The following is a 20097-nucleotide window of genomic DNA, read 5'->3' as shown; positions in this document are numbered from 1 at the left end:
AAACTAACGGGATAACATTATGTCCAGTGACTCCTTAAACCTATTTTCCTTTAAGGGAAAAATCCGGGTACTGCACCTCACCTGGATTGCCTTCTTTATTACCTTCTTTGCCTGGTTCAACCATGCACCACTATTGATGGCAATTGCCGACAGTCTGTCGCTCACTTCGGAACAGGTAAAAACCCTGCTGATCCTGAACGTCGCGCTAACCATTCCTGCGCGCGTGATTATCGGTATGTTGACGGACAAGTACGGTCCGCGGCTGACGTATTCTCTGCTGCTGGCAATCGGCAGTATCCCCTGCTTTATTTTCGCGCTGGCCGACAGCTTTACCGCGGCGGCGATTGGCCGCTTCCTGCTGGGCTTCATTGGCGCCGGTTTCGTAGTTGGCATTCGCATGGTTTCCGAGTGGTTCCCAGCCAAACAGCTGGGCACTGCGGAAGGTATCTATGGCGGCTGGGGTAACTTCGGCTCTGCTGCCGCGGCTATGAGTCTGCCAACCATCGCACTGCTGTTTGGCGGCGACGACGGCTGGCGTTACGCGGTGGGTCTGACTGGTGCGATTGCGCTGGTTTACAGTGTGATTTACTACCGCTCCGTGACCGACACCCCCAAAGGTGGTACCTACTTCAAGCCGAAAAAAATTGGCGGCATGGAAGTTTCCAGCCCTGCGGATTTCGTACTGCTGCTGATCATGAAAGTGCCTATGTATGCGGCACTGGCACTGCTTACCTGGAAATTGTCCCCGTCCGGTGTCGGTATGCTGGCGCAATCTGTCGCTATTGTGATTTACGTGGCTCTCGCCGCTCTGTATGCGTTTGATGCGAAGAAGTGTTACGACATCAACAAAGAGATTTTCGTAAAACTGCCAGAGCCGATCCATCGCTATCAGTTCAAGCAGGTTGCGGTTCTGAACATTCTTTACTTCGCGACTTTTGGTTCCGAGCTGGCGGTTGTTTCCATGCTGCCGCTGTTCTTCTCCGAAACTTTCACTCTCGATCCGGTAAAAGCTGGCCTGTTGGCTTCCGCATATGCGTTTATGAACCTGATGTCCCGCCCTGCCGGCGGCCTGATCAGTGACCGCTTTGGTCGTAAGAGCACGCTGCTGATTTTGACTGCGGGCCTGGCGCTGGGCTATCTGACCATGAGTATGATCGACGCTGAATGGCCGCTGTATCTGGCAGTAGCTGCGGCGATGGCGTGCTCTTTCTTTGTTCAGTCCGGTGAAGGTGCGGTGTTTGCGGTGGTACCGCTGATCAAACGTCGCCTGACCGGCCAGATCGCTGGTATGACGGGTGCTTACGGCAATGTGGGTGCGGTGTTCTACCTGACCGTGCTGAGCATGGTGTCTTACCAGACCTTCTTCCTGGTGATTGCTGGTACCGCGGTACTGGGCTTTGTTACCCTGCTATTCCTTGAAGAGCCAGAAGGTCAGATGGCCGAGGTTATGCCGGATGGTAGCGTTTCACTGATCGACGTTGCTTAATTCAGGTAATGGGGTAACCACTTAGGTAGTTTTGTGGCGCGGCGTGCCGGAATCCATTTTCGAGACACGCCGTGAGCCCGTCCCTGGGGGCTTGTCCGCGAGATCCCTCTCGCAGACAGTCCCGAAAACGGATTCCGGCACACCGCTTATCGCATAAATCTCAGCCCTGCCGATACTGAGAGGACCACTTTGAACCACACCTGCGAAACCACTACTGTGTCAGACTCGGATCAAAAAGCCTCCAATTCCGAAAACCTAGAGTTCGCCACTGCGACCGAGTGCGGGCTGCGCGCTTACAATGACGACGCCGTGGCCGCATACCGGGCTACCGGTAGCGATTTGCGCTATCGCGGCTCCATAGCGGCAATCGCCGATGGGGTTGGTAGTGCCGAGGCAGGCGGTGCGGCAGCGCGGGCAGCAATCAGCGGTTTTATTTCCGACTACTACAGCACGCCGGACTCCTGGTCGGTAAAACAGGCCAGTGCGCGGGTGCTTCATGCCCTAAATAGCTGGCTGTATCGACAAAGTGGTGGCGCCGACGAGGTACAGCGCGGCTGGCTAACCACTTTTTCTGCGGTGATTTTGAAGGGGTCTACCGCGCACCTAATCCATATCGGTGACTCGCGTATTTACCGGTTACGTGACGGTAATCTGGAGTGCCTGACTCGAGATCACAGCCGTGCACTCGGCCCGGATCGCACCTTTTTAAGTCGTGCGCTCGGTATGGATGCGCATATCGAGGTGGACTATCGGCGAGAGCCTCTGGAAGCCGGCGACCTCTTCTGTGTTACCACCGACGGCATTCACGACTTTTTGCCAAGAAGCCAATTCACCGAGCTGCTCATCAGGCATCAAATGGATGCAGCGAAACCATTGATGGCAGCAGCGCTGGATAATGGCAGTAAAGATAATCTGAGCCTGGCGTTGTGCCGCGTTAATTTGGTGGATGCGGTGCAGGCGGACGATGTTATGGTGGCCACCAGCCAACTGCCATTCCCACCAGCCCTACAGCCCGGAAATAAAATTGACGGCTACGAAGTATTGCAGGAATTGCATGCAAGCAGCCGCAGCTACCTGTATTTAGTGCGGGACATGGACGCCGATACGGACGGTCAACCTGAGCAGCTATTGGCCCTCAAGGCGCCATCGGAAAACTTCAGTGATGATCCAGCCTATATCGAGCGCTTTATTGCCGAAGAGTGGACAGGACGCCGCCTGGAACACCCGGCGATCGTGCAAATATATCCGCCCCGCAAGCAACGTAAGTTTCTCTACCACGTTATGGAGTATGTGGACGGGCAAAACCTTCGCCAGTGGATGCAACTCAACCCTGAGCCGCCACTGGATCAGGTGCGTAACCTGGTAGAGCAATTGGTAAGCGCCCTGCGCCGCCTGCAACGATTAGAAATCGTGCACGGCGACCTTAAGCCAGAGAACATCATGATCGATACGGCAGGGCGCCTGAAGCTGATCGACTTGGGTGGCGCTAACGCTGCAGGTCTGCAGGAATTACTGCGCTACCAGGATAGTGCACCGCCGGGCAGCAAAAACTATTGCGCGCCGGAGTATTTCTTCAGTGACGCCGCCAGTCATCGCTCAGATATATTCTCCCTCGGTGTCATTGCGTATGAGATGCTGACTGGAAACTACCCATATAAAGAACGTTTCGGCAGCAGCCACTATCAACTGAAGAACTATGCGAGTTTGCGCTACATCAGCGCGCGGCAATATCGCGAGGACATTCCGGAATGGATTGACGGCGCCCTGCGTCAGGCCTGCGCGCCAGATCCAAAAAACCGTTACCCGGCACTGTCAGAGTTTGTTCACGACCTTCGCACCCCGAACAAAAAATTCGACACGGCGGAAAAGCCACCACTAATCCAGCGCAACCCATTGCTCTTCTGGCAAACCGTTGCCGTGCTCGCGGTACTCTCCCACCTGCTGTACTTCCTCTAAGCGCGCAACCAAAGTACATCGTCGCGTCCCAATCTGGGGCGCACAGAAGTAGCGCGCACCAATTTGCAGCATCCAACCCTCGTAAAACGCCAATTAACCACAAAAACTCTACGGTTTCCCGGTGCCAGCGGGCTCAACAAAAGTTGGCACAGAGATTGAATACCTTTAGTCACAATCTGAAATTCTTTTAGCAAGGCAACGGCGCCTGACACTCTTCGACAGAAGAGGGTAAGCCCGTGCAGCCTTAGCATCTCCCTGCATCTGTGGCTCCCCACTTTTCTGTCGAACATGTCAGGTACCAATACTCGGTAAGACTCCGGGTACAACCTGGTAAATCACGGCAGAGATTATGGTTAAGCAAAAAATCGTCGTCATCGGCAACGGCATGGTGGGCCACCACTTCCTGGAACAACTGGCGAATCGCCCCGAGCGGGAGTTGTTCGACGTACTGGTATTTTGTGCCGAACCCCGCCCAGCCTACGACCGCGTCCACCTCTCCGAGTACTTCGGTGGACGTACCGCCGACGATCTGGCGATGGGCAAGGTTGAGCAGTATCGCGAATGGGGCTACGACCTGCGTCTCAACGACGCCGCAGTAAGCATCGACCGCGAAAACAAAATCGTCACCTCTGCCAGCGGTGCCAGCGAGACCTATGATCACCTGGTGCTCGCCACCGGTTCCTATCCTTTCGTACCGCCAATCCCCGGCCATGAACACAGCAAGTGTTTTGTTTACCGCACCCTAGAAGATCTCGACAAGATCCAAGCGGCCGCCAACGACGGTAAGGTTGGTGTAGTTGTAGGTGGCGGTCTGCTGGGGCTGGAAGCGGCCAATGCTCTTAAGCAGCTGGGCCTTGAAGCCCACGTGGTGGAATTCGCTCCCGGCCTGATGTCTGTGCAGCTGGATGAAGGCGGCTCCAACCTACTGCGCGAAAAGATTGAAGAGCTGGGTGTAACTGTACACACCAGCACCGCGACCGAGCTGATCGAAGAAGTGGACGGCGGCCGCCTGCGCATGAACTTCAAGGGCGACAAATCTCTCGATACCGATTTGATTGTCTTCTCTGCCGGTATCCGCCCTGAAGACAGTTTGGCCAAATCTGCCGGCATCGAGTTGGGTGAGCGTGGCGGTATCGTTGTCGACAACAACTGCCGTACCTCGGACAAAAGTATTTTCGCCATCGGCGAATGTGCCCTGTTCAATAACTTCATCTACGGCCTGGTAGCTCCCGGCTATACCATGGCGCGCACCGCGGTCTCCCTGTTGTGTGGTGAGGCAGCGGAATTCAACGGCGCGGACATGAGCACCAAGCTGAAGCTCCTGGGCGTGGAAGTTGGCTCCATCGGGGATGCCCACGGCCGCGCCGAAGGTTCAGCCGCGATCACCTTCGTCGATGAGCAGACCGGCGTGTACAAGCGCATGATCACCGACAGCGAAGGGAAAAAGCTGCGCGGTGCAGTACTGGTCGGAGACACCGGCGACTACGACACTCTGCTGCAATACCACTTGAATGACATGGATCTGCCGGAGCATCCCGAACAGCTGATCCTGCCAGCGCTGGATGGCGCCGCACCAACTCTGGGTGCCGATGCCCTGCCGGATACAGCCACCATCTGCTCCTGCCACAACGTCAGCAAAGGCGACATCGTCGGCGCCGTTCAGGGTGGCTGCTGCTCCGTAGGTGAAGTGAAAGACTGCACCAAAGCAGCGACTGGCTGTGGTGGCTGTGCTGCCCTGCTGAAAAATGTTGTGGACACCGAACTGGCCGCGCTGGGTGTCGAGGTCAATAACGACCTATGCCCGCACTTCCCATACACCCGCCAGGAAATCTTCCACATGGTGCAAGTGGAAGAAATCAAAACCTTTGAAGAACTGCTGGAAAAACACGGCACTGGCAAGGGTTGCGAGATCTGTAAGCCCACTGCAGCCTCAATTTTCGCCTCCCTGTGGAATGAACACATTCATGAGAAGCCGCACGTTGGCCTGCAAGACACCAACGATACGTTTATGGCCAACATGCAGAAGAACGGCACCTACTCCGTTGTTCCGCGTATTGCCGGTGGCGAAATCACCCCGGACAAGCTGATCGTACTCGGGGAAGTGGCGAAGAAATACGACCTCTATACCAAGATCACCGGCGGCCAGCGTATCGACCTGTTTGGCGCCCGCCTGGAAGAGCTGCCAGAGATCTGGCGCGAACTGACCGACGCTGGCTTCGAAACCGGCCACGCCTACGGCAAGTCACTGCGTACCGTGAAGTCCTGCGTGGGCAGCACCTGGTGTCGCTTTGGTGTTCAGGACAGCGTGGGCATGGCCCTCACTGTTGAGAACCGCTACAAGGGATTGCGCTCTCCGCACAAAATCAAAATGGCAGTATCTGGCTGTACGCGCGAGTGTGCGGAAGCACAGAGCAAAGACATCGGTGTGATCGCTACCGAAAACGGCTGGAACCTGTATGTATGTGGTAACGGCGGTATGCGCCCGCGCCACGCCGACCTGTTCGCGACCGATCTGGATGACGTCACCCTGATCAAGTACATCGACCGCGTGCTGATGTTCTACGTGCGCACTGCCGACAAGCTGCAGCGTACCTCTGTATGGCTGGAAAACCTGGAAGGCGGTCTCGATTACCTGCGCGAAGTTGTGATCGAGGACAAGCTGGGCATCTGCGACGAGCTGGAGCGTCAGATGACCAACGTGGTTGGCACCTACCAGTGTGAATGGAAAACCGCGATCAACGACCCGGAAATGCTCAAACGCTTCCGCCAGTTCGTTAACACCGACGAGAAAGACGAAAAGATCGTATTCGTAGAAGAGCGCCAGCAGCGTCGCCCAGCTACCGAAGAAGAGATCGTCAAGATCGCAGAGCCGGCATAAGCCGGCTCACATTAGTAAACAGCGTTGAAGATTTCATAACCCTATTCTTTCCATACCATTGTGGAGAACCGAAATGAGCGAAGTTGCCATAACCCGCACCGAGTGGCTGCAAGTCTGCAAGCGATCAGATCTTGTAGCCGATTCCGGAGTGTGCGCTCTTGTGGGCGATCGACAGATTGCCCTGTTTTTTTTACCCGAACAGGAACCCCAGTTATTCGCGATCGATAACTGGGATCCTGTCGCCAAAGCCGGTGTTATTGGCCGCGGTCTTGTTGCGGAAATCGATGGTGAAGTCACCGTGGCATCGCCGCTGTACAAACAACACTATCGACTGACCGATGGCCAGTGTCTGGAAGAAGAAGCTATCCAGCTCGCGGTCTACCCTGTCGCTTTCGATGGCGATGACGTACTGATTCAGGTCGATCAATAACAACAAATAAGCAGTCGAAGATGGCATTAACAGAGCTGTTTAGCGCCCATAGATCCTGTACCACCTGCCCCTATTGCGGCGTGGGATGTGGAGTCGCCGCAACCAGGGAAACCACCCCTGACAATCAAGGTGGCGAAGAAGATGTGATCCGAATCCAGGGAGACGATCAGCATCCAGCCAACAAAGGTAAACTTTGTGTAAAGGGGTCTTCCCTTGCGGACACGCTGGGAAACCACGGGCGCCTGTTGAAGCCACAACTGCATGGCGAAGAGTGTGAATGGGACACCGCACTGAATTTTGCCGCTACGAAACTGCGCGAGACAATCGATGCGCACGGCCCGGACTCAGTGGCCTTCTACCTGTCCGGCCAGCTGCTGACCGAAGACTATTACGTTGCCAACAAACTGATGAAGGGGTATGTGGGCACCGCCAACGTCGATACCAATTCGCGCCTGTGCATGTCTTCTGCGGTTGCCGCCTACAAGCGCTCGCTGGGCGCAGACGCGGTACCCTGTAACTACGAAGATCTCGACGAGGCAGAACTGGTGGTACTGATCGGTTCCAACGCCGCCTGGACCCATCCGATCCTGTTCCAACGTATGCAGGCGAGTAAAGCCAAGCTTGTGGTCGTCGACCCTCGCGGCAGCGCCACCAGCGAAATGGCAGACCTGCACCTGGCCATTTCCCCGGGCAGTGATGCCGCTCTGTTTAATGGACTGCTCCACTACCTCACCGAGTTCGGTGCCCTTGATCAGGCGTTTATCGACAACCACACCGAAAACTTTACCGACGCACTATACGCCGCCGCAGAGTGGACCCCCGAAAAAGTCGCAGACCATTGCAGCGTCGAACTGGAACAGCTTCTCGAATTCTACGAGCTGTTCCGCAATACCGAAAAAGCCATCAGCTTTTATTCACAGGGCGTCAACCAGTCCAGTACCGGCACCGACAAGAACAACACCATTATCAATTGCCACCTGGCCACCGGCCGTATTGGCAAGCCGGGCTGCGGCCCCTTCTCCATCACCGGGCAACCCAATGCCATGGGTGGGCGTGAAGTCGGCGGGCTGGCGAACATGCTCGCCGCGCACATGGACTTTACCGAAGAGAATATCGACCGTGTCGGTCGCTTCTGGAATGCCAGTAACATGGCCCAAGGGCCGGGCCTGAAAGCGGTTGAGCTGTTTAATGCAGTGGAAAGCGGTCAAATCAAAGCCGTATGGATTATGGCCACCAATCCGGCGGTGAGCATGCCGGACGCACGCCGCGTCGCAAATGCACTGAAGAACTGCCCCACCGTCATTGTTTCCGACTGTGTTGGCGATACCGATACCGCACGCTGTGCCGACCTACTCCTACCCGCCACAACCTGGGGCGAGAAAACCGGTACCGTTACCAACTCCGAACGCCGCGTGTCCCGCCAGAAAGGCTTCCTCCCCAAACCCGGCGAAGCCCGCCACGATTGGGAAATTATCTGTGATGTAGCAAAACGCCTGGGCTTCAGTGAAGCCTTCGACTTCCAGTCGCCCGCCGATATTTTCCGCGAACACGCCGCGCTTTCCGGTTTTGAAAACAACCGCGAACAGGCCCGTCGCGCGTTTGATATCTCCGCGCTGGCCAATATCAGCGACCACGAATACGACTTCTTCACCCCGGTACAGTGGCCAGTAAACGCAGACAACCCACAGGGCACTGCGCGCCTGTTTAGCGATGGCGATTTCTACACCCCCAATGGACGCGCCCGTTTTGTTGCCGTACAGCCACAGAGCCCAAAGCAGGAAACCCGCGACGAATACCCACTGGTATTAAACAGCGGCCGCTTGCGCGACCAGTGGCACACCATGACCCGCACCGGCCGCGCACGCCAACTACTGGACCACAGCGAGGCCCCAGAACTTCACGTGCATCCGCAGGAAGCGGAAAAATTTGGTATTCAGGATGAACAGCTGGTCCGTGTGGAAAGCGAAAAAGGCCAGTTCTTCGGCCGCGCCAGAGTCACCCCCAGCCAGAAACCCGGTCAACTGTTCGCGCCCATTCACTGGAGCGACAGCCTCGCCCACAACGCCACCGTCAGCGCCCTGGCCATTCCCTATACCGACCCGTTCTCGGGGCAACCGGAATTAAAACAGGTCGCGGTCAATATGGAGCCGCTCACCGCACACAGCTACGCATGCCTGTTATTGCGCACCGAAGCCGCAGAAGAACTACACAGCCGCCTGCAAATTGGCGAAGCCAAACTGTTTGAAACCATTCTCCACTGGTACCGGGTACCGGTTGAAGGCGGCTACCGCTTCGAACTGGCACTGAAAAAACAGCCGGACTGGCAAGCGCTCGCCGACAAACTGTTTAAGCTCAGCGACAAACAACTCAATCGCAAGCAGCTGCAATTACCCAGTGGTGAACGCTGGCTACTGCACAGCGAGCAAATGGAATTCCTGGTATTCACCAGCGCCGAATGGCACTCCCTGCCAGACCGCAAGACACTTGAGAATGCGCTACTGGAGCCACTACCCGACGCACCCGCAAAACTTCTGCACGACGTACCTGCCGGTGCCCAGATGGTATGCACCTGCCTACAGGTCTCCCGTAAAGAAATCGAAACCGCTATTGCAGAGGGCGCCGCCTCGGTGGACGAACTGGGTGAGCTACTGGGCTGCGGAACCAACTGCGGCTCCTGCAAGCCGGAGATCTCCGCACTGCTCAATACCAACCTCGCAGTCGCCGTCGGCTAGACTGGTTTCTCCGAAACCGTCGACGACCTACCTACTTAATGCGAAGGCAAAGTGTCGGGGATGGGTTTTCGAAAGCGTCGGCGACATGGACGTCGCCGACGCAGCCTACAGGGATGTACTTGTGGCGGTTTCGAAAACCCATCCCCGGCGCTTTGCCGCCACACAACCAGTCAAGTAAGTACCACCTACCTCCGGGCAACGAGTCCAAACCACCCCTACCCATATCCCAAGCCCCCCAACACTTGAACCCACGGCCCTTAGAAAGCTATCTTGCAACTCAAGTCGACAAAGAAAAGGCGAGCTTCATGTCCGATGTCTGTGCACAAAATGGTCTGCGTTCCGTAGAAACCGCCAAACAGATGCTGATCGATAGCATTCAGCCCATTACCGCAACAGAGACAATCCCCCTCGCCCAGGCGTGCGGCCGGGTGCTGGCCGAACCGGTACTGGCAGCGCTAGACCTCCCCCCTTGCGACAACTCCGCCATGGACGGCTACGCCCTGTGCGGAGACCACCAGAGTTATACCCTGATCGGCAAAAGCCTCGCCGGCCACCCCTTCGACGGCGCACTCGAACCCGGCCAGGCCACCCGCATCACCACCGGCGCTGCGGTACCCGCCGGCGCCGACCGCGTACAGATGCAGGAAAATTGCAGCATCGAAGCCGACCAACTCACCATGAGCCGCCCCGCCAGGCCTGGCGAAAACATTCGCCGCCGGGGTGAAGACGTCCACACCGGCCAGAGCCTGGTACCGGTGGGTGCAAAAATTAAAGTCCCACACATCGCCCTACTCGCCGGCGCCGGCGTGGCGGAAATCACCGTATACCGCAAATTGAAAGCCGCCCTGCTTTCCATCGGCGATGAACTCAAGCCCATCGGCACCCCGGTATCTGAACTCGGTGACGGCGACATTTACGATAGCAACCGCATCGCCCTGCGCGCCGCACTGGAACAACTGGGTGTCGAGATTCTCGACCTCAGCTGCTGGCCGGACCAGCCGGAAAAAATCCGCGAGGCATTTATCGAGGCCCGCGACAACGCCGACTTCGTAATCACCAGCGGCGGCGTATCCGTGGGCGAAGCCGACTTCACCAAAACCGTATTACAGGAACTCGGTGAAATTGGCTTCTGGAAGCTCGCCATCAAACCGGGCAAACCCTTCGCTTTCGGGCGCCTGCCCAAGGATAAAGGTGAAACACTGTTCTTCGGCCTACCCGGCAATCCGGTTTCGGCGATTGTCACGCTGGATCAGCTGGTAGTACCGGCACTGGAAAAACTGCGCGGCACTTCCGCAGAACACCGTCACCCACCACTGCAAACGCGCGCACGCCTACTGAACAACATCCGCAAACGCCCCGGCCGCACCGACTACCAACGCGGCTTTACCTATTGCGATAGCGACGGTATTCAAGTGGTAGAAACCCGAGGTATTCAGGGCAGCCACATTCTCTCAGGCTTCGCCGGCGCCAATTGTTTTGTGGTGCTGTCGCGGGAAGGTGGCGATTGTGAGACCGGCGACTGGGTCACCATCGAGCCATTTAATGCGCCGCTGAAATAGCCCAACGACGCCAGTGCTATACTCCGCGGCCAAACGCACTCAGTCTGAAATGGGTCCACAACAAGAAGTACCATGAGCCGCAGCCGTTACGAAAAATTTAAACAGGTGCTCCGCCAGCGCCAGCACGATATGACCCTGCTTACCGACCAGGTGCACAAGGGCCAGAACATCTCCGCCATGCTGCGCACCGCCGACGCTGTCGGTATCCCCGAAATCCACATGGTGCAACCCAGCTACGGCCACCTGCTGTATCACAACACCGCCGGTGGCAGTGGCCGCTTCACCGGCAATGCCGTCTACCCCGATATCGAATCCGGTATGGTCGAACTCAAGAACCGCGGCATGCACCTTTATGCTGCGCACTGGTCCGACCGCGCCATCGACTTTCGCGCAGCCGACTACACCAAACCCTTTGCCCTGATCATGGGAGCCGAAAAACACGGCCTGAGCGATTACGCCGCAGAGCATGCCGACGACCATGTCACCATTCCGATTATCGGTATGGTCGAGAGTTACAACGTGAGCGTGGCCGCAGCGATCATTCTGCAAGAGGCGATGCATCAGCGCCAAAAAGCCGGCATGTATGAAGATAAGGTGCTGGATGAAGAAGATCCGGCCATAAAAGATATCCTGTTCCGCTGGATGCACCCGAAAATGGTGAAGTACTGCGAGAAACACAACTTGCCATTTCCGGAGCTGGATGAAGACGGCGATATCATTCCTCCGAAAGATCCGAAATACCGACAGCCTGGCCAATAGCAAAGGGCTGGAGGCGAAGGCGAAGTAGCGGGCGAGGGTGTTCAGGAGCGTCGGCGACAGGGACGTCGCCGACGCAGTGTACATGGATGTACTTGCAACGGCCCTGAACACCCTCGCCCGCTGCTTCGCCGCCACACAACCAGTAAGCCACCGCGGCCCATTGCACCCCCTCCCCTATCCAACTAACCTTGGCTCACTATTCCCAAGACCAAGCATTCCTCAGGGAGGACGCAATGCATACCGAAGCCATCGAATACTATATCGACGACGAGTCCTTTACCGGCTACCTGGCCTACGACGACAGCATTGAGGGCGAGCGCCCCGCTATTCTCCTGCTGCACGAATGGTGGGGTATGAACGACTTCACCCGTGAAGAAGCCGAACGCCTCGCCGCCGAAGGGTTCACCGCCTTCGCCCTCGACATGTACGGCACCGGCGTAAGCGCCGACAACCCCAGCGACGCCGGCGCCCTGATGACCAAAACTATCGAAACCGAAGGCGCACCACTGAAACGCTTCCAGGCCGCCCTCGACCTCATCAATACCCACCCAACCGTGCAGGCGGGTCAGGTCGCTGCCCAGGGTTACTGCTTCGGCGGCGCCGTTGCCCTCACCATGGCCCGCCTTGGCCTGCCACTCAAAGGCGTAGTCAGCTTCCACGGTGCGCTGGAAAGCGACGTCAAAGTAAAACCCGGTGACATCACTGCCGAGCTGCAGGTCTACACCGGCGGCGACGACGCCATGATCCCCGCAGAGCACGTGGCCAATTTCGTACAGGAAATGCAAACCGCCGGCGTGCGCTTCGACGTAACCAGCTACCCCGGTGTGCAACACGGCTTCACCAACCCTGCCGCTACCGCACGCGGTGAAAAATTTGGTATCCCACTGAAATACGATGAAGCAGCCGCCAACGACGCCTACGAAGGTGCCGTAAACTTCTACAACAAAATCTTCCAGCAGTAATTACTGCCACTCGCCCGCTTCTATGCCTAGCATGAGACGGCTGGCAGTGGCGGCCGCCGTACCGTTCAGGGACAATAGCGGCTGCATTCTGCACTGCCAGTCATTCCAAAGGGGGAAGCGTGCAACCCATCATTTCCATTGCCGGTGTGGGTAAAACCTACGCCGGTGGTTTTACCGCACTAAAGTCTGTCGACCTCGACATTAATTCCGGAGAGATCTTTGCTTTGCTCGGCCCCAATGGCGCCGGCAAAACCACACTGATCAGTATCATCTGCGGCATCGTCAACCCAACCAGCGGGCGGGTCACCGCCGACGGCTACGATATCCAACGGGAATTCCGTGCTGCGCGCAGCAAGATCGGCCTGGTACCCCAGGAGCTTTCCACCGACTCCTTCGAGAGCGTGTGGAATACCGTCAGTTTTAGCCGTGGCTTGTTTGGCAAGGCGCCAAATCCGCAACATATCGAAAAGATACTGCGCCAACTGTCTTTGTGGGATAAGAAAGACAGCAAAATCATGGCGCTCTCGGGCGGTATGAAACGCCGCGTGATGATCGCCAAGGCGCTATCCCACGAACCCTCCATCTTGTTCCTCGACGAACCAACCGCCGGCGTGGATGTGGAATTGCGCCGCGACATGTGGGAAATGGTGCGCGGCCTGCGCGAGAATGGTGTAACCATCATTCTAACGACCCACTACATCGAAGAAGCCGAGGAAATGGCGGACCGTATCGGCGTGATCAACCATGGCGAACTGGTGCTGGTGGAGGAAAAGCATGAGCTGATGCAAAAGCTCGGCAAGAAACAGCTGACCATTCACCTGCAAAACCCGATCAGCGAACTGCCAGACGCACTAAAAGAGTTCGAACTGGATATCGCCGATGAAGGCAATCAACTGATTTACACCTTCGACACCCAGCGCGAGCACACCGGGATCGCCACCCTACTGCGCGCACTGAACCAACAGGGTATGGAGTTCAAGGACCTGCACTCCAGTGAAAGCTCACTGGAAGAAATTTTCGTCAGCCTGGTGCACCAGAACCAGGCTGAACGCCAAAAAGCCGGGTAAAAGCGGCTGGGTGAAAGAGGAAGTAACATCGTGAATATTTATGGCATCCGTGCCATCTACCAGTTCGAAATGGCTCGTACCGGCCGCACCTTGATGCAAAGTATCGCCTGGCCGGTAATTTCCACCTGCCTATACTTTATCGTGTTCGGCACGGCCATCGGCAGCCGTCTGGGGGAAATCGAGGGCGTCAGTTACGGGGCGTTTATTATTCCCGGACTGATTATGCTCTCGCTGCTATCGGAGAGTATTTCCAACGCATCCTTCGGTATCTTTTTCCCGAAGTTTTCCGGCACCATCTATGAAGTGCTGTCTGCACCAGTGTCCGCGTTTGAAATTGTTGCCGGTTATGTGGGTGCCGCGGCAACCAAGTCTGTAGTCATCGGCATTCTGATTTTGATCACCGCGCGCTTTTTTGTGGACTATGAAATCGCCCACCCGTTCTGGATGTTTGGCTTTCTAGTCCTCACCGCAGTTACCTTCAGCATGTTCGGTTTTATCATCGGCATTTGGGCGGACGATTTCCAGAAGTTGCAGGTTATCCCGTTGATGGTCATCACTCCCCTGACGTTCTTGGGCGGAGCCTTTTACTCCATCAATATGCTGCCGGAGTTCTGGCAGAAGGTAACCCTGTTTAACCCCGTGGTATACCTGATTAGCGGTTTCCGCTGGGCGTTCTACGGAGTGTCCGATGTCAACGTAGTGATAAGTTTGGGCATGACCCTGTTTTTTCTATTCGCCTGCCTGACCGCTATCTGGTGGATTTTCCGCACCGGTTACAAAATTCGCTCCTGACCCCAAAGGCAGCAACAAAAAAGCCCGCGAGTTTTTCTCGCGGGCTTTTTACATTCTGGTCTCTGCGAATTACTTATGCAGACTGCTTATACCGACTGCTTATGCCGACTGATAGGCACGCATAAACACGCGCACGACTTCCGTCACATGCTGGGCGATTTCCTCGCGCGACGGTGGCTCGGCACAACCAATGATGATCTGAATATGGGTGCAGCCGCCCTGCAACATGCCAAAAAACACTTCCGAGGCCCGTTCCGGGTCCGGCACTTGCATCAGCCCCAGTTCCACCGCCCGATTAAGGAAACGAATCATCTCACTGCGTGTGCGCACCGGCCCCGCTTCGTAAAACAGGTTGGCCATGGTCTGGTCCTGAGCCCCCACCGCGCTGATCAGGCGCATAAGCTGCAGTGAATCATCGTGGTAGAGCATATCCAGGAACGCTTCGCCAATCGCCTGCAGCCTATCTGACAGCGGTGCGCCCGCGTCTAGGGTAAACATTTCCTCCGGCATCTGACTGCCGCACTTGGCCTCTATCGCCGCACAGAACAGCGTTTCCTTGTCGGAAAAGTGGCTGTACACCGTCAACTTGGACACGCCCGCCTTCGCCGCCACGGCATCCATGCTTGTGCCGGTAAAGCCGAGGGCAAGAAACAGGTCTTTGGCCGCATTCAGGATCGCCAGCCGCTTGGCAGGATCCTTGGGGCGACCGCGACTGACCGGTGCGTCTTTAGGGCTGGATAGATTCTGTTCACTCATGGTTCTGGTTCATCGCCGTCGTTCTCACGCACTTCCCGCCAATCGAGCAACCGAATCGGTCATTCAGGTTGAAGTGCGCGCTCGCCTCCACTGAATTAGTGGACTCACGAGTTTAATATACTTACTATACTCTTCAGTTCATTAATGGCCAGTTTACTACAGACTTGGCCTCTCAAGCTCAAATCTAACGCTCCTACATATTAATAGGTAGCAATGGGCGCCGGTGTGACGTGGCAGACAACTGTACCAGTATCCGCCCTGATCCCCACTATTCGTCACTACTGCGCCCAATGATTCACAAGGAATGAGGTACTCATGCGCCGCGCTTTTGCTCACCCAGGATACCGAAATCATCTGGGCCATCTGGGCCACGCACTCAAACTCTCCAGCCTGTTGCTGGGCTCGCTGATACTGGTCGCCTGCTCGGCGCCCGAAAGTGGCGAGGCCACACCGCCGCGCCCGGCAATCGTGGTAAACCCCAAGGCGTCCGGCAGCCAGCTGGCCGTCTACCCCGGAGAGGTCCACGCCCGGCATGAGTCTGCACTGGCGTTTCGCGTGGGTGGAGCGGTCACCCGCCGACTGGTAGAAACCGGGCAGCGAGTAAAGCAGGGACAACCTCTTGCCGAGCTCGACGCTCAGGACCTGAACCTGCAGCGGGATGCGGCCAAAGCGCAATTGCAGGCCGCGCAAACCGAAAACCGCAACGCCAGTAACGAGCTGGCGCGCTATCGCGACCTGCTGAAGCGCAAACTCATTGGTGAATCGCAGTTCGATGCGGTCAATACCCGACACGACAGCAGTGTTGCGCAGTTGGAACGCGCCCGCGCCCAGCTGCAGGTGGCAGCAAACCAGGCCGCCTACGCGGTGCTCAAGGCCCCCAGCGATGGCGTCATCACCCGTCGCAGTGTCGATGCCGGACAGGTAGTGAGTGCCGGACAAACGGTATTTGTGCTGGCCGCAGACGGTGAGCGCGAAGTGCGTATCGATTTGCCGGAGCACGAGGTAACGCGCTTTGCGGTTGGTCAGCCCGTCTCCATCGAATTGTGGTCAGCGCCCGGCGCGCCAATTAATGGCACTGTGCGCGAGCTCTCCCCCGCCGCCGAAGCGGGGCTGCGCACCTTCGAAGCACGCGTCACTTTAGTCCCGGTCGCCGACAGCGCGGTAAATCAGCCTACACCCAAGCTCGGCCAGAGCGCCCGGGTTTACGCGCGCACCAGCAGCGCACGCCCGACGCAGCGCCTGCCCATGTCCGCAATTACCGCAGAGGGCGCCGATCCCTATGTATGGCGTATGGACCCGGAGCATTTCACCCTACACAAGGTGGCCGTCACCATTGCCAACTACGGCCACGAAGATGCCGAAGTTATTTCCACGCTCAACCCACAGGACTGGATCCTTGCCGCAGGCACCCAGCTGGTACGCGAGGGGCAGCGAGTGCGTCCTGTCGACCGACAGAACCGCCCCATCGAGGCCGATAACCGTATCGCCCACCAGCAATAACCGCTTGCGGAAGTAACCTTATTCCCTGCTAACCATCCGCCATAGCGGACGACCGGAAACCCAAAGATGCGATTCAACCTTTCCGAGTGGGCTCTCAATAACCGGCCACTGGTGCTCTACGCCATGATCATCCTCGGGGTGATCGGTACCATCTCTTATACCCAGCTCGGCCAAAGTGAAGACCCGCCGTTTACCTTCAAGGTAATGGTGATCAATACCCAGTGGCCGGGAGCCAGTGCGGAAGAGGTATCCCGCCAGGTCACCGAGCGCATCGAGAAAAAATTGATGGAGACCGGGGACTTCGAGCGCATCACGTCCTTCTCACGCCCAGGGCAATCCCAGGTGATGTTTGTCGCCCGGGAAAGCCTGCACTCGGACAAGATCCCGGAGCTCTGGTATCAGGTACGGAAAAAGGTGGGCGACATTCGCCACACCCTGCCACCGGATATTCAGGGCCCCTTTTTCAACGATGAGTTCGGCACCACCTTCGGCAATATCTACGCACTTACCGGCGCAGGCTTTGATTATGCGTTGATGAAAGACTATGCCGACCGCTTGCAGCTGGCGCTGCAGCGTATCGACAATGTCGGCAAGGTCGAACTGCTGGGACTGCAGGACGAAAAAATCTGGGTAGAAATCTCCAATACCAAACTGGCATCACTGGGTATTTCCCTCTCTCAGGTGCAGGCGGTATTGCAGGCGCAAAACCAGATGGCCGATGCTGGCATTGTGGAAGCGGTCAGCGACCGTGTGCGAATCCGAATCAGTGGGCAATTTCGCAGTGTCGAGGAAATACGCCAGTTCCCAATTTACGCCAACGGCCACACCCTGACGCTGGGTGATATCGCCAAAGTACAGCGTGGTTTCAGTGATCCCCCCAACCCCGTATGCGCTTTATGGGAGAGGACGCTATTGGCATTGCCGTTTCAATGAAAGAAGGCGGCGATATTTTACAGCTTGGCGAGCACCTGGATGCTGCGGTGATCGAGCTGCAACAAGACCTACCCATCGGTCTTGAGCTCAGGAAAGTATCTGACCAGCCGGCAGCGGTAAAAAGTGGTGTGGGCGAGTTCGTCAAAGTGCTGATTGAAGCACTGGTGATCGTGATGCTGGTGAGCTTTTTCTCACTGGGCTTCCGCACAGGGCTTGTGGTGGCGCTGTCGATCCCGCTGGTACTGGCAATGACTTTCGCGCTGATGAACTACTTCGGTATCGGACTGCACAAGATTTCTCTCGGCGCGCTGGTACTCGGCCTTGGCCTGATGGTGGATGATGCCATCATCGCCGTAGAAATGATGGCGATTAAAATGGAACAGGGGCTGAGCCGCATCAAAGCCGCCGGCTACGCCTGGACCACGACTGCGTTCCCGATGTTGACCGGAACCCTGATTACTGCGGCCGGCTTCCTGCCCATTGCCACCGCGCAATCGGGCACCGGTGAATACACGCGCTCCATCTTCCAGGTGGTTACCCTGTCGCTACTGGCTTCGTGGGTTGCCGCCGTGATTTTTGTTCCCTATCTGGGGAACCGCCTGCTGCCAGAGCGCGGCGGCCATGGCGGAAGCGGTCACGCTGATCCATACAACAAGCCGTTTTATCAGCGTTTTCGCCGAATTCTCAACTGGTGCCTGTACTACCGCAAAACCGTACTGCTACTCACCGCACTGATTTTCTTCGGCGCGATGTTTCTGTTCCGTTTTGTACCGCAGCAGTTTTTCCCTTCATCCGCACGCCTGGAACTGATCGTTGACCTGAAGCTGAATGAAGGCGCATCCCTCTATGCCACCGAAGAACAGGCGCTGCGTTTGGAAGAGTTGCTGTCTCAGCACCCGCAGATCGAAAACTATGTCGCCTATGTAGGTACCGGGTCACCCAGATTTTACCTGCCACTGGACCAACAGCTGCCCGCTGCCAGCTTTGCACAGTTTGTGGTGCTCACCCGCAGTGTTGACGAGCGCGAGCAGGTCCGTGCCTGGCTAATCTCCACGCTGAGTGAACAGTTCGCCGAAGTGCGCACCCGCGTTTCGCGTCTGGAAAACGGCCCGCCGGTAGGCTATCCGGTGCAGTTCCGCGTATCGGGCGAGCATATCGGTGAAGCGCGGCGTATTGCTCGCGAAGTTGCCAACGTGGTGCGCGGTAATGAAGCGGTCACCAATGTGCACCTGGACTGGGAAGAGCCCAGCAAGGTGGTCAACCTGGCGGTAGACCAAGCCCGCGCACGGCAGATGGGCGTCAGCAGTTCATCCCTGTCACAGGCGCTACAAGGCTCGCTGTCGGGTACTGCGGTGGGGCAGTATCGTGAAGACAATGAATTGATCACCGTGGCGGTACGCGGTGAAGAACGCGAGCGGCAAGCGTTGGCCCAACTGGGCAATCTGGCGGTACAAACCAACACTGGTAACTCGCTGCCGCTGAATCAAATTGCCACACTGAATTATGGCTTTGAGGAAGGCATCATCTGGCGTCGCGACCGCCTGCCCACCGTTACCGTGCGCGCAGATATCTACGGTACCCAACAACCGGCCTCGGTCGTCGCCGAACTCTGGCCACAGTTACAGCACTTGCGCGACGCGCTGCCCGCAGGATACCTGCTGGAAATCGGCGGTAGCGTAGAAGAATCCGCACAGGGTCAGAAATCGGTGAATGCAGGAATGCCGTTGTTTGTATTCGTTGTGTTCACCCTGCTGATGCTGCAGCTGCGCAGCTTCTCGCTCTCAACGATGGTATTCCTTACCGCACCGCTGGGCATTATTGGCGTCACCCTGTTCCTGCTGCTATTTAACAAACCATTTGGCTTTGTGGCGATGCTCGGCACCATCGCGCTGGCGGGGATGATCATGCGTAACTCGGTGATTCTGGTGGACCAGATTGAACAGGACAAAGGCCAGGGACTCTCCGTATGGGATGCGATTGTTGAGTCCACCGTACGCCGCTTCCGCCCAATCGTACTCACCGGACTGACCGCGGTACTGGCGATGATTCCACTTTCACGCAGCGACTTCTTTGGCCCCATGGCGGTCGCGATTATGGGAGGGCTCATCGTGGCGACGGCGCTGACACTGCTGTTCTTACCGGCGCTTTACGCCGCCTGGTATCGGGTCAAGCGACCGAATAGCGATACCCAGCCTGTAGCATCAGCCGAGACACCATTAATCGAGCCGACAGGCTAAACAAAAGACCAAACAAAGAAAAAGGGCCAAGAATCTGCGATTCTTGGCCC

Annotated in this window: 14 protein-coding genes; 13 read left to right on the top strand and 1 reads right to left on the bottom strand. The window is 56.9% G+C overall.

Annotated elements, in window-relative coordinates; genetic code table 11:
- Positions 1-19: 19 nt before the first annotated feature.
- The 10 genes from Mag101_RS03740 (at position 20) to Mag101_RS03695 (ending at position 14621) form a co-directional block, all read left to right on the top strand.
- A complete protein-coding gene (locus Mag101_RS03740; protein WP_077401003.1) occupies positions 20-1486 on the top strand; it encodes a NarK family nitrate/nitrite MFS transporter in 1467 nt (488 codons plus the stop codon).
- A gap of 216 nt (positions 1487-1702) precedes the next feature.
- Positions 1703-3442 carry a bifunctional protein-serine/threonine kinase/phosphatase gene (locus Mag101_RS03735; protein WP_232325123.1) on the top strand — a complete coding sequence of 580 codons (1740 nt, stop codon included), beginning with the start codon at positions 1703-1705 and terminating at the stop codon, positions 3440-3442.
- 349 nt (positions 3443-3791) lie between these two features.
- A complete protein-coding gene (gene nirB / locus Mag101_RS03730; RefSeq protein WP_077400997.1) occupies positions 3792-6320 on the top strand; it encodes a nitrite reductase large subunit NirB in 2529 nt (842 codons plus the stop codon).
- Positions 6321-6393: 73 nt separating this feature from the next.
- Positions 6394-6750, top strand: a complete 357-nt coding sequence (gene nirD, locus Mag101_RS03725; RefSeq protein ID WP_077400994.1) for a nitrite reductase small subunit NirD — start codon at positions 6394-6396, stop codon at positions 6748-6750.
- A gap of 20 nt (positions 6751-6770) precedes the next feature.
- Positions 6771-9482, top strand: a complete 2712-nt coding sequence (locus Mag101_RS03720; RefSeq protein WP_077400991.1) for a nitrate reductase — start codon at positions 6771-6773, stop codon at positions 9480-9482.
- Between the two features lie 305 nt (positions 9483-9787).
- The gene (gene glp / locus Mag101_RS03715; RefSeq protein ID WP_077400988.1) at positions 9788-11041 is read left to right on the top strand and encodes a gephyrin-like molybdotransferase Glp; all 1254 of its coding nucleotides are present in this window, start codon (positions 9788-9790) and stop codon (positions 11039-11041) included.
- A 72-nt stretch (positions 11042-11113) separates the two neighbouring features.
- On the top strand, positions 11114-11800 hold the full coding sequence (trmH, locus tag Mag101_RS03710; protein ID WP_077400985.1) for a tRNA (guanosine(18)-2'-O)-methyltransferase TrmH: 687 nt from the start codon (positions 11114-11116) through the stop codon (positions 11798-11800).
- A gap of 233 nt (positions 11801-12033) precedes the next feature.
- Positions 12034-12762: a dienelactone hydrolase family protein gene (locus tag Mag101_RS03705; protein WP_077400982.1), complete on the top strand. Its 729-nt coding sequence runs from the start codon at positions 12034-12036 to the stop codon at positions 12760-12762.
- Between the two features lie 119 nt (positions 12763-12881).
- On the top strand, positions 12882-13829 hold the full coding sequence (locus tag Mag101_RS03700) for an ABC transporter ATP-binding protein (protein WP_077400978.1): 948 nt from the start codon (positions 12882-12884) through the stop codon (positions 13827-13829).
- Positions 13830-13859: 30 nt separating this feature from the next.
- The gene (locus Mag101_RS03695) at positions 13860-14621 is read left to right on the top strand and encodes an ABC transporter permease (RefSeq protein ID WP_077400975.1); all 762 of its coding nucleotides are present in this window, start codon (positions 13860-13862) and stop codon (positions 14619-14621) included.
- 99 nt (positions 14622-14720) lie between these two features.
- On the opposite strand, the gene Mag101_RS03690 is transcribed toward Mag101_RS03695, so the two are convergent.
- On the bottom strand, positions 14721-15377 hold the full coding sequence (locus Mag101_RS03690; protein WP_077400972.1) for a TetR/AcrR family transcriptional regulator: 657 nt from the start codon (positions 15375-15377) through the stop codon (positions 14721-14723).
- 315 nt (positions 15378-15692) lie between these two features.
- On the opposite strand from Mag101_RS03690, the gene Mag101_RS03685 reads away from it, so the two are divergent.
- From Mag101_RS03685 to Mag101_RS03680, 3 genes are all read left to right on the top strand, one after another.
- On the top strand, positions 15693-16877 hold the full coding sequence (locus Mag101_RS03685; RefSeq protein ID WP_077400969.1) for an efflux RND transporter periplasmic adaptor subunit: 1185 nt from the start codon (positions 15693-15695) through the stop codon (positions 16875-16877).
- A 66-nt stretch (positions 16878-16943) separates the two neighbouring features.
- Positions 16944-17810, top strand: coding sequence for an efflux RND transporter permease subunit (locus Mag101_RS18255; RefSeq protein WP_269466563.1), 867 nt, complete (start codon positions 16944-16946; stop codon positions 17808-17810).
- A complete protein-coding gene (locus Mag101_RS03680; protein WP_269466562.1) occupies positions 17774-20047 on the top strand; it encodes an efflux RND transporter permease subunit in 2274 nt (757 codons plus the stop codon). The genes Mag101_RS18255 and Mag101_RS03680 overlap by 37 nt, the downstream gene beginning before the upstream one ends.
- Positions 20048-20097 lie beyond the last annotated feature (50 nt).

Origin of the sequence: Microbulbifer agarilyticus, from assembly GCF_001999945.1 — a bacterium.
In the GTDB taxonomy this organism is placed as follows: domain Bacteria; phylum Pseudomonadota; class Gammaproteobacteria; order Pseudomonadales; family Cellvibrionaceae; genus Microbulbifer; species Microbulbifer agarilyticus_A.
This window is presented reverse-complemented; position numbering and strand designations above follow the sequence as displayed.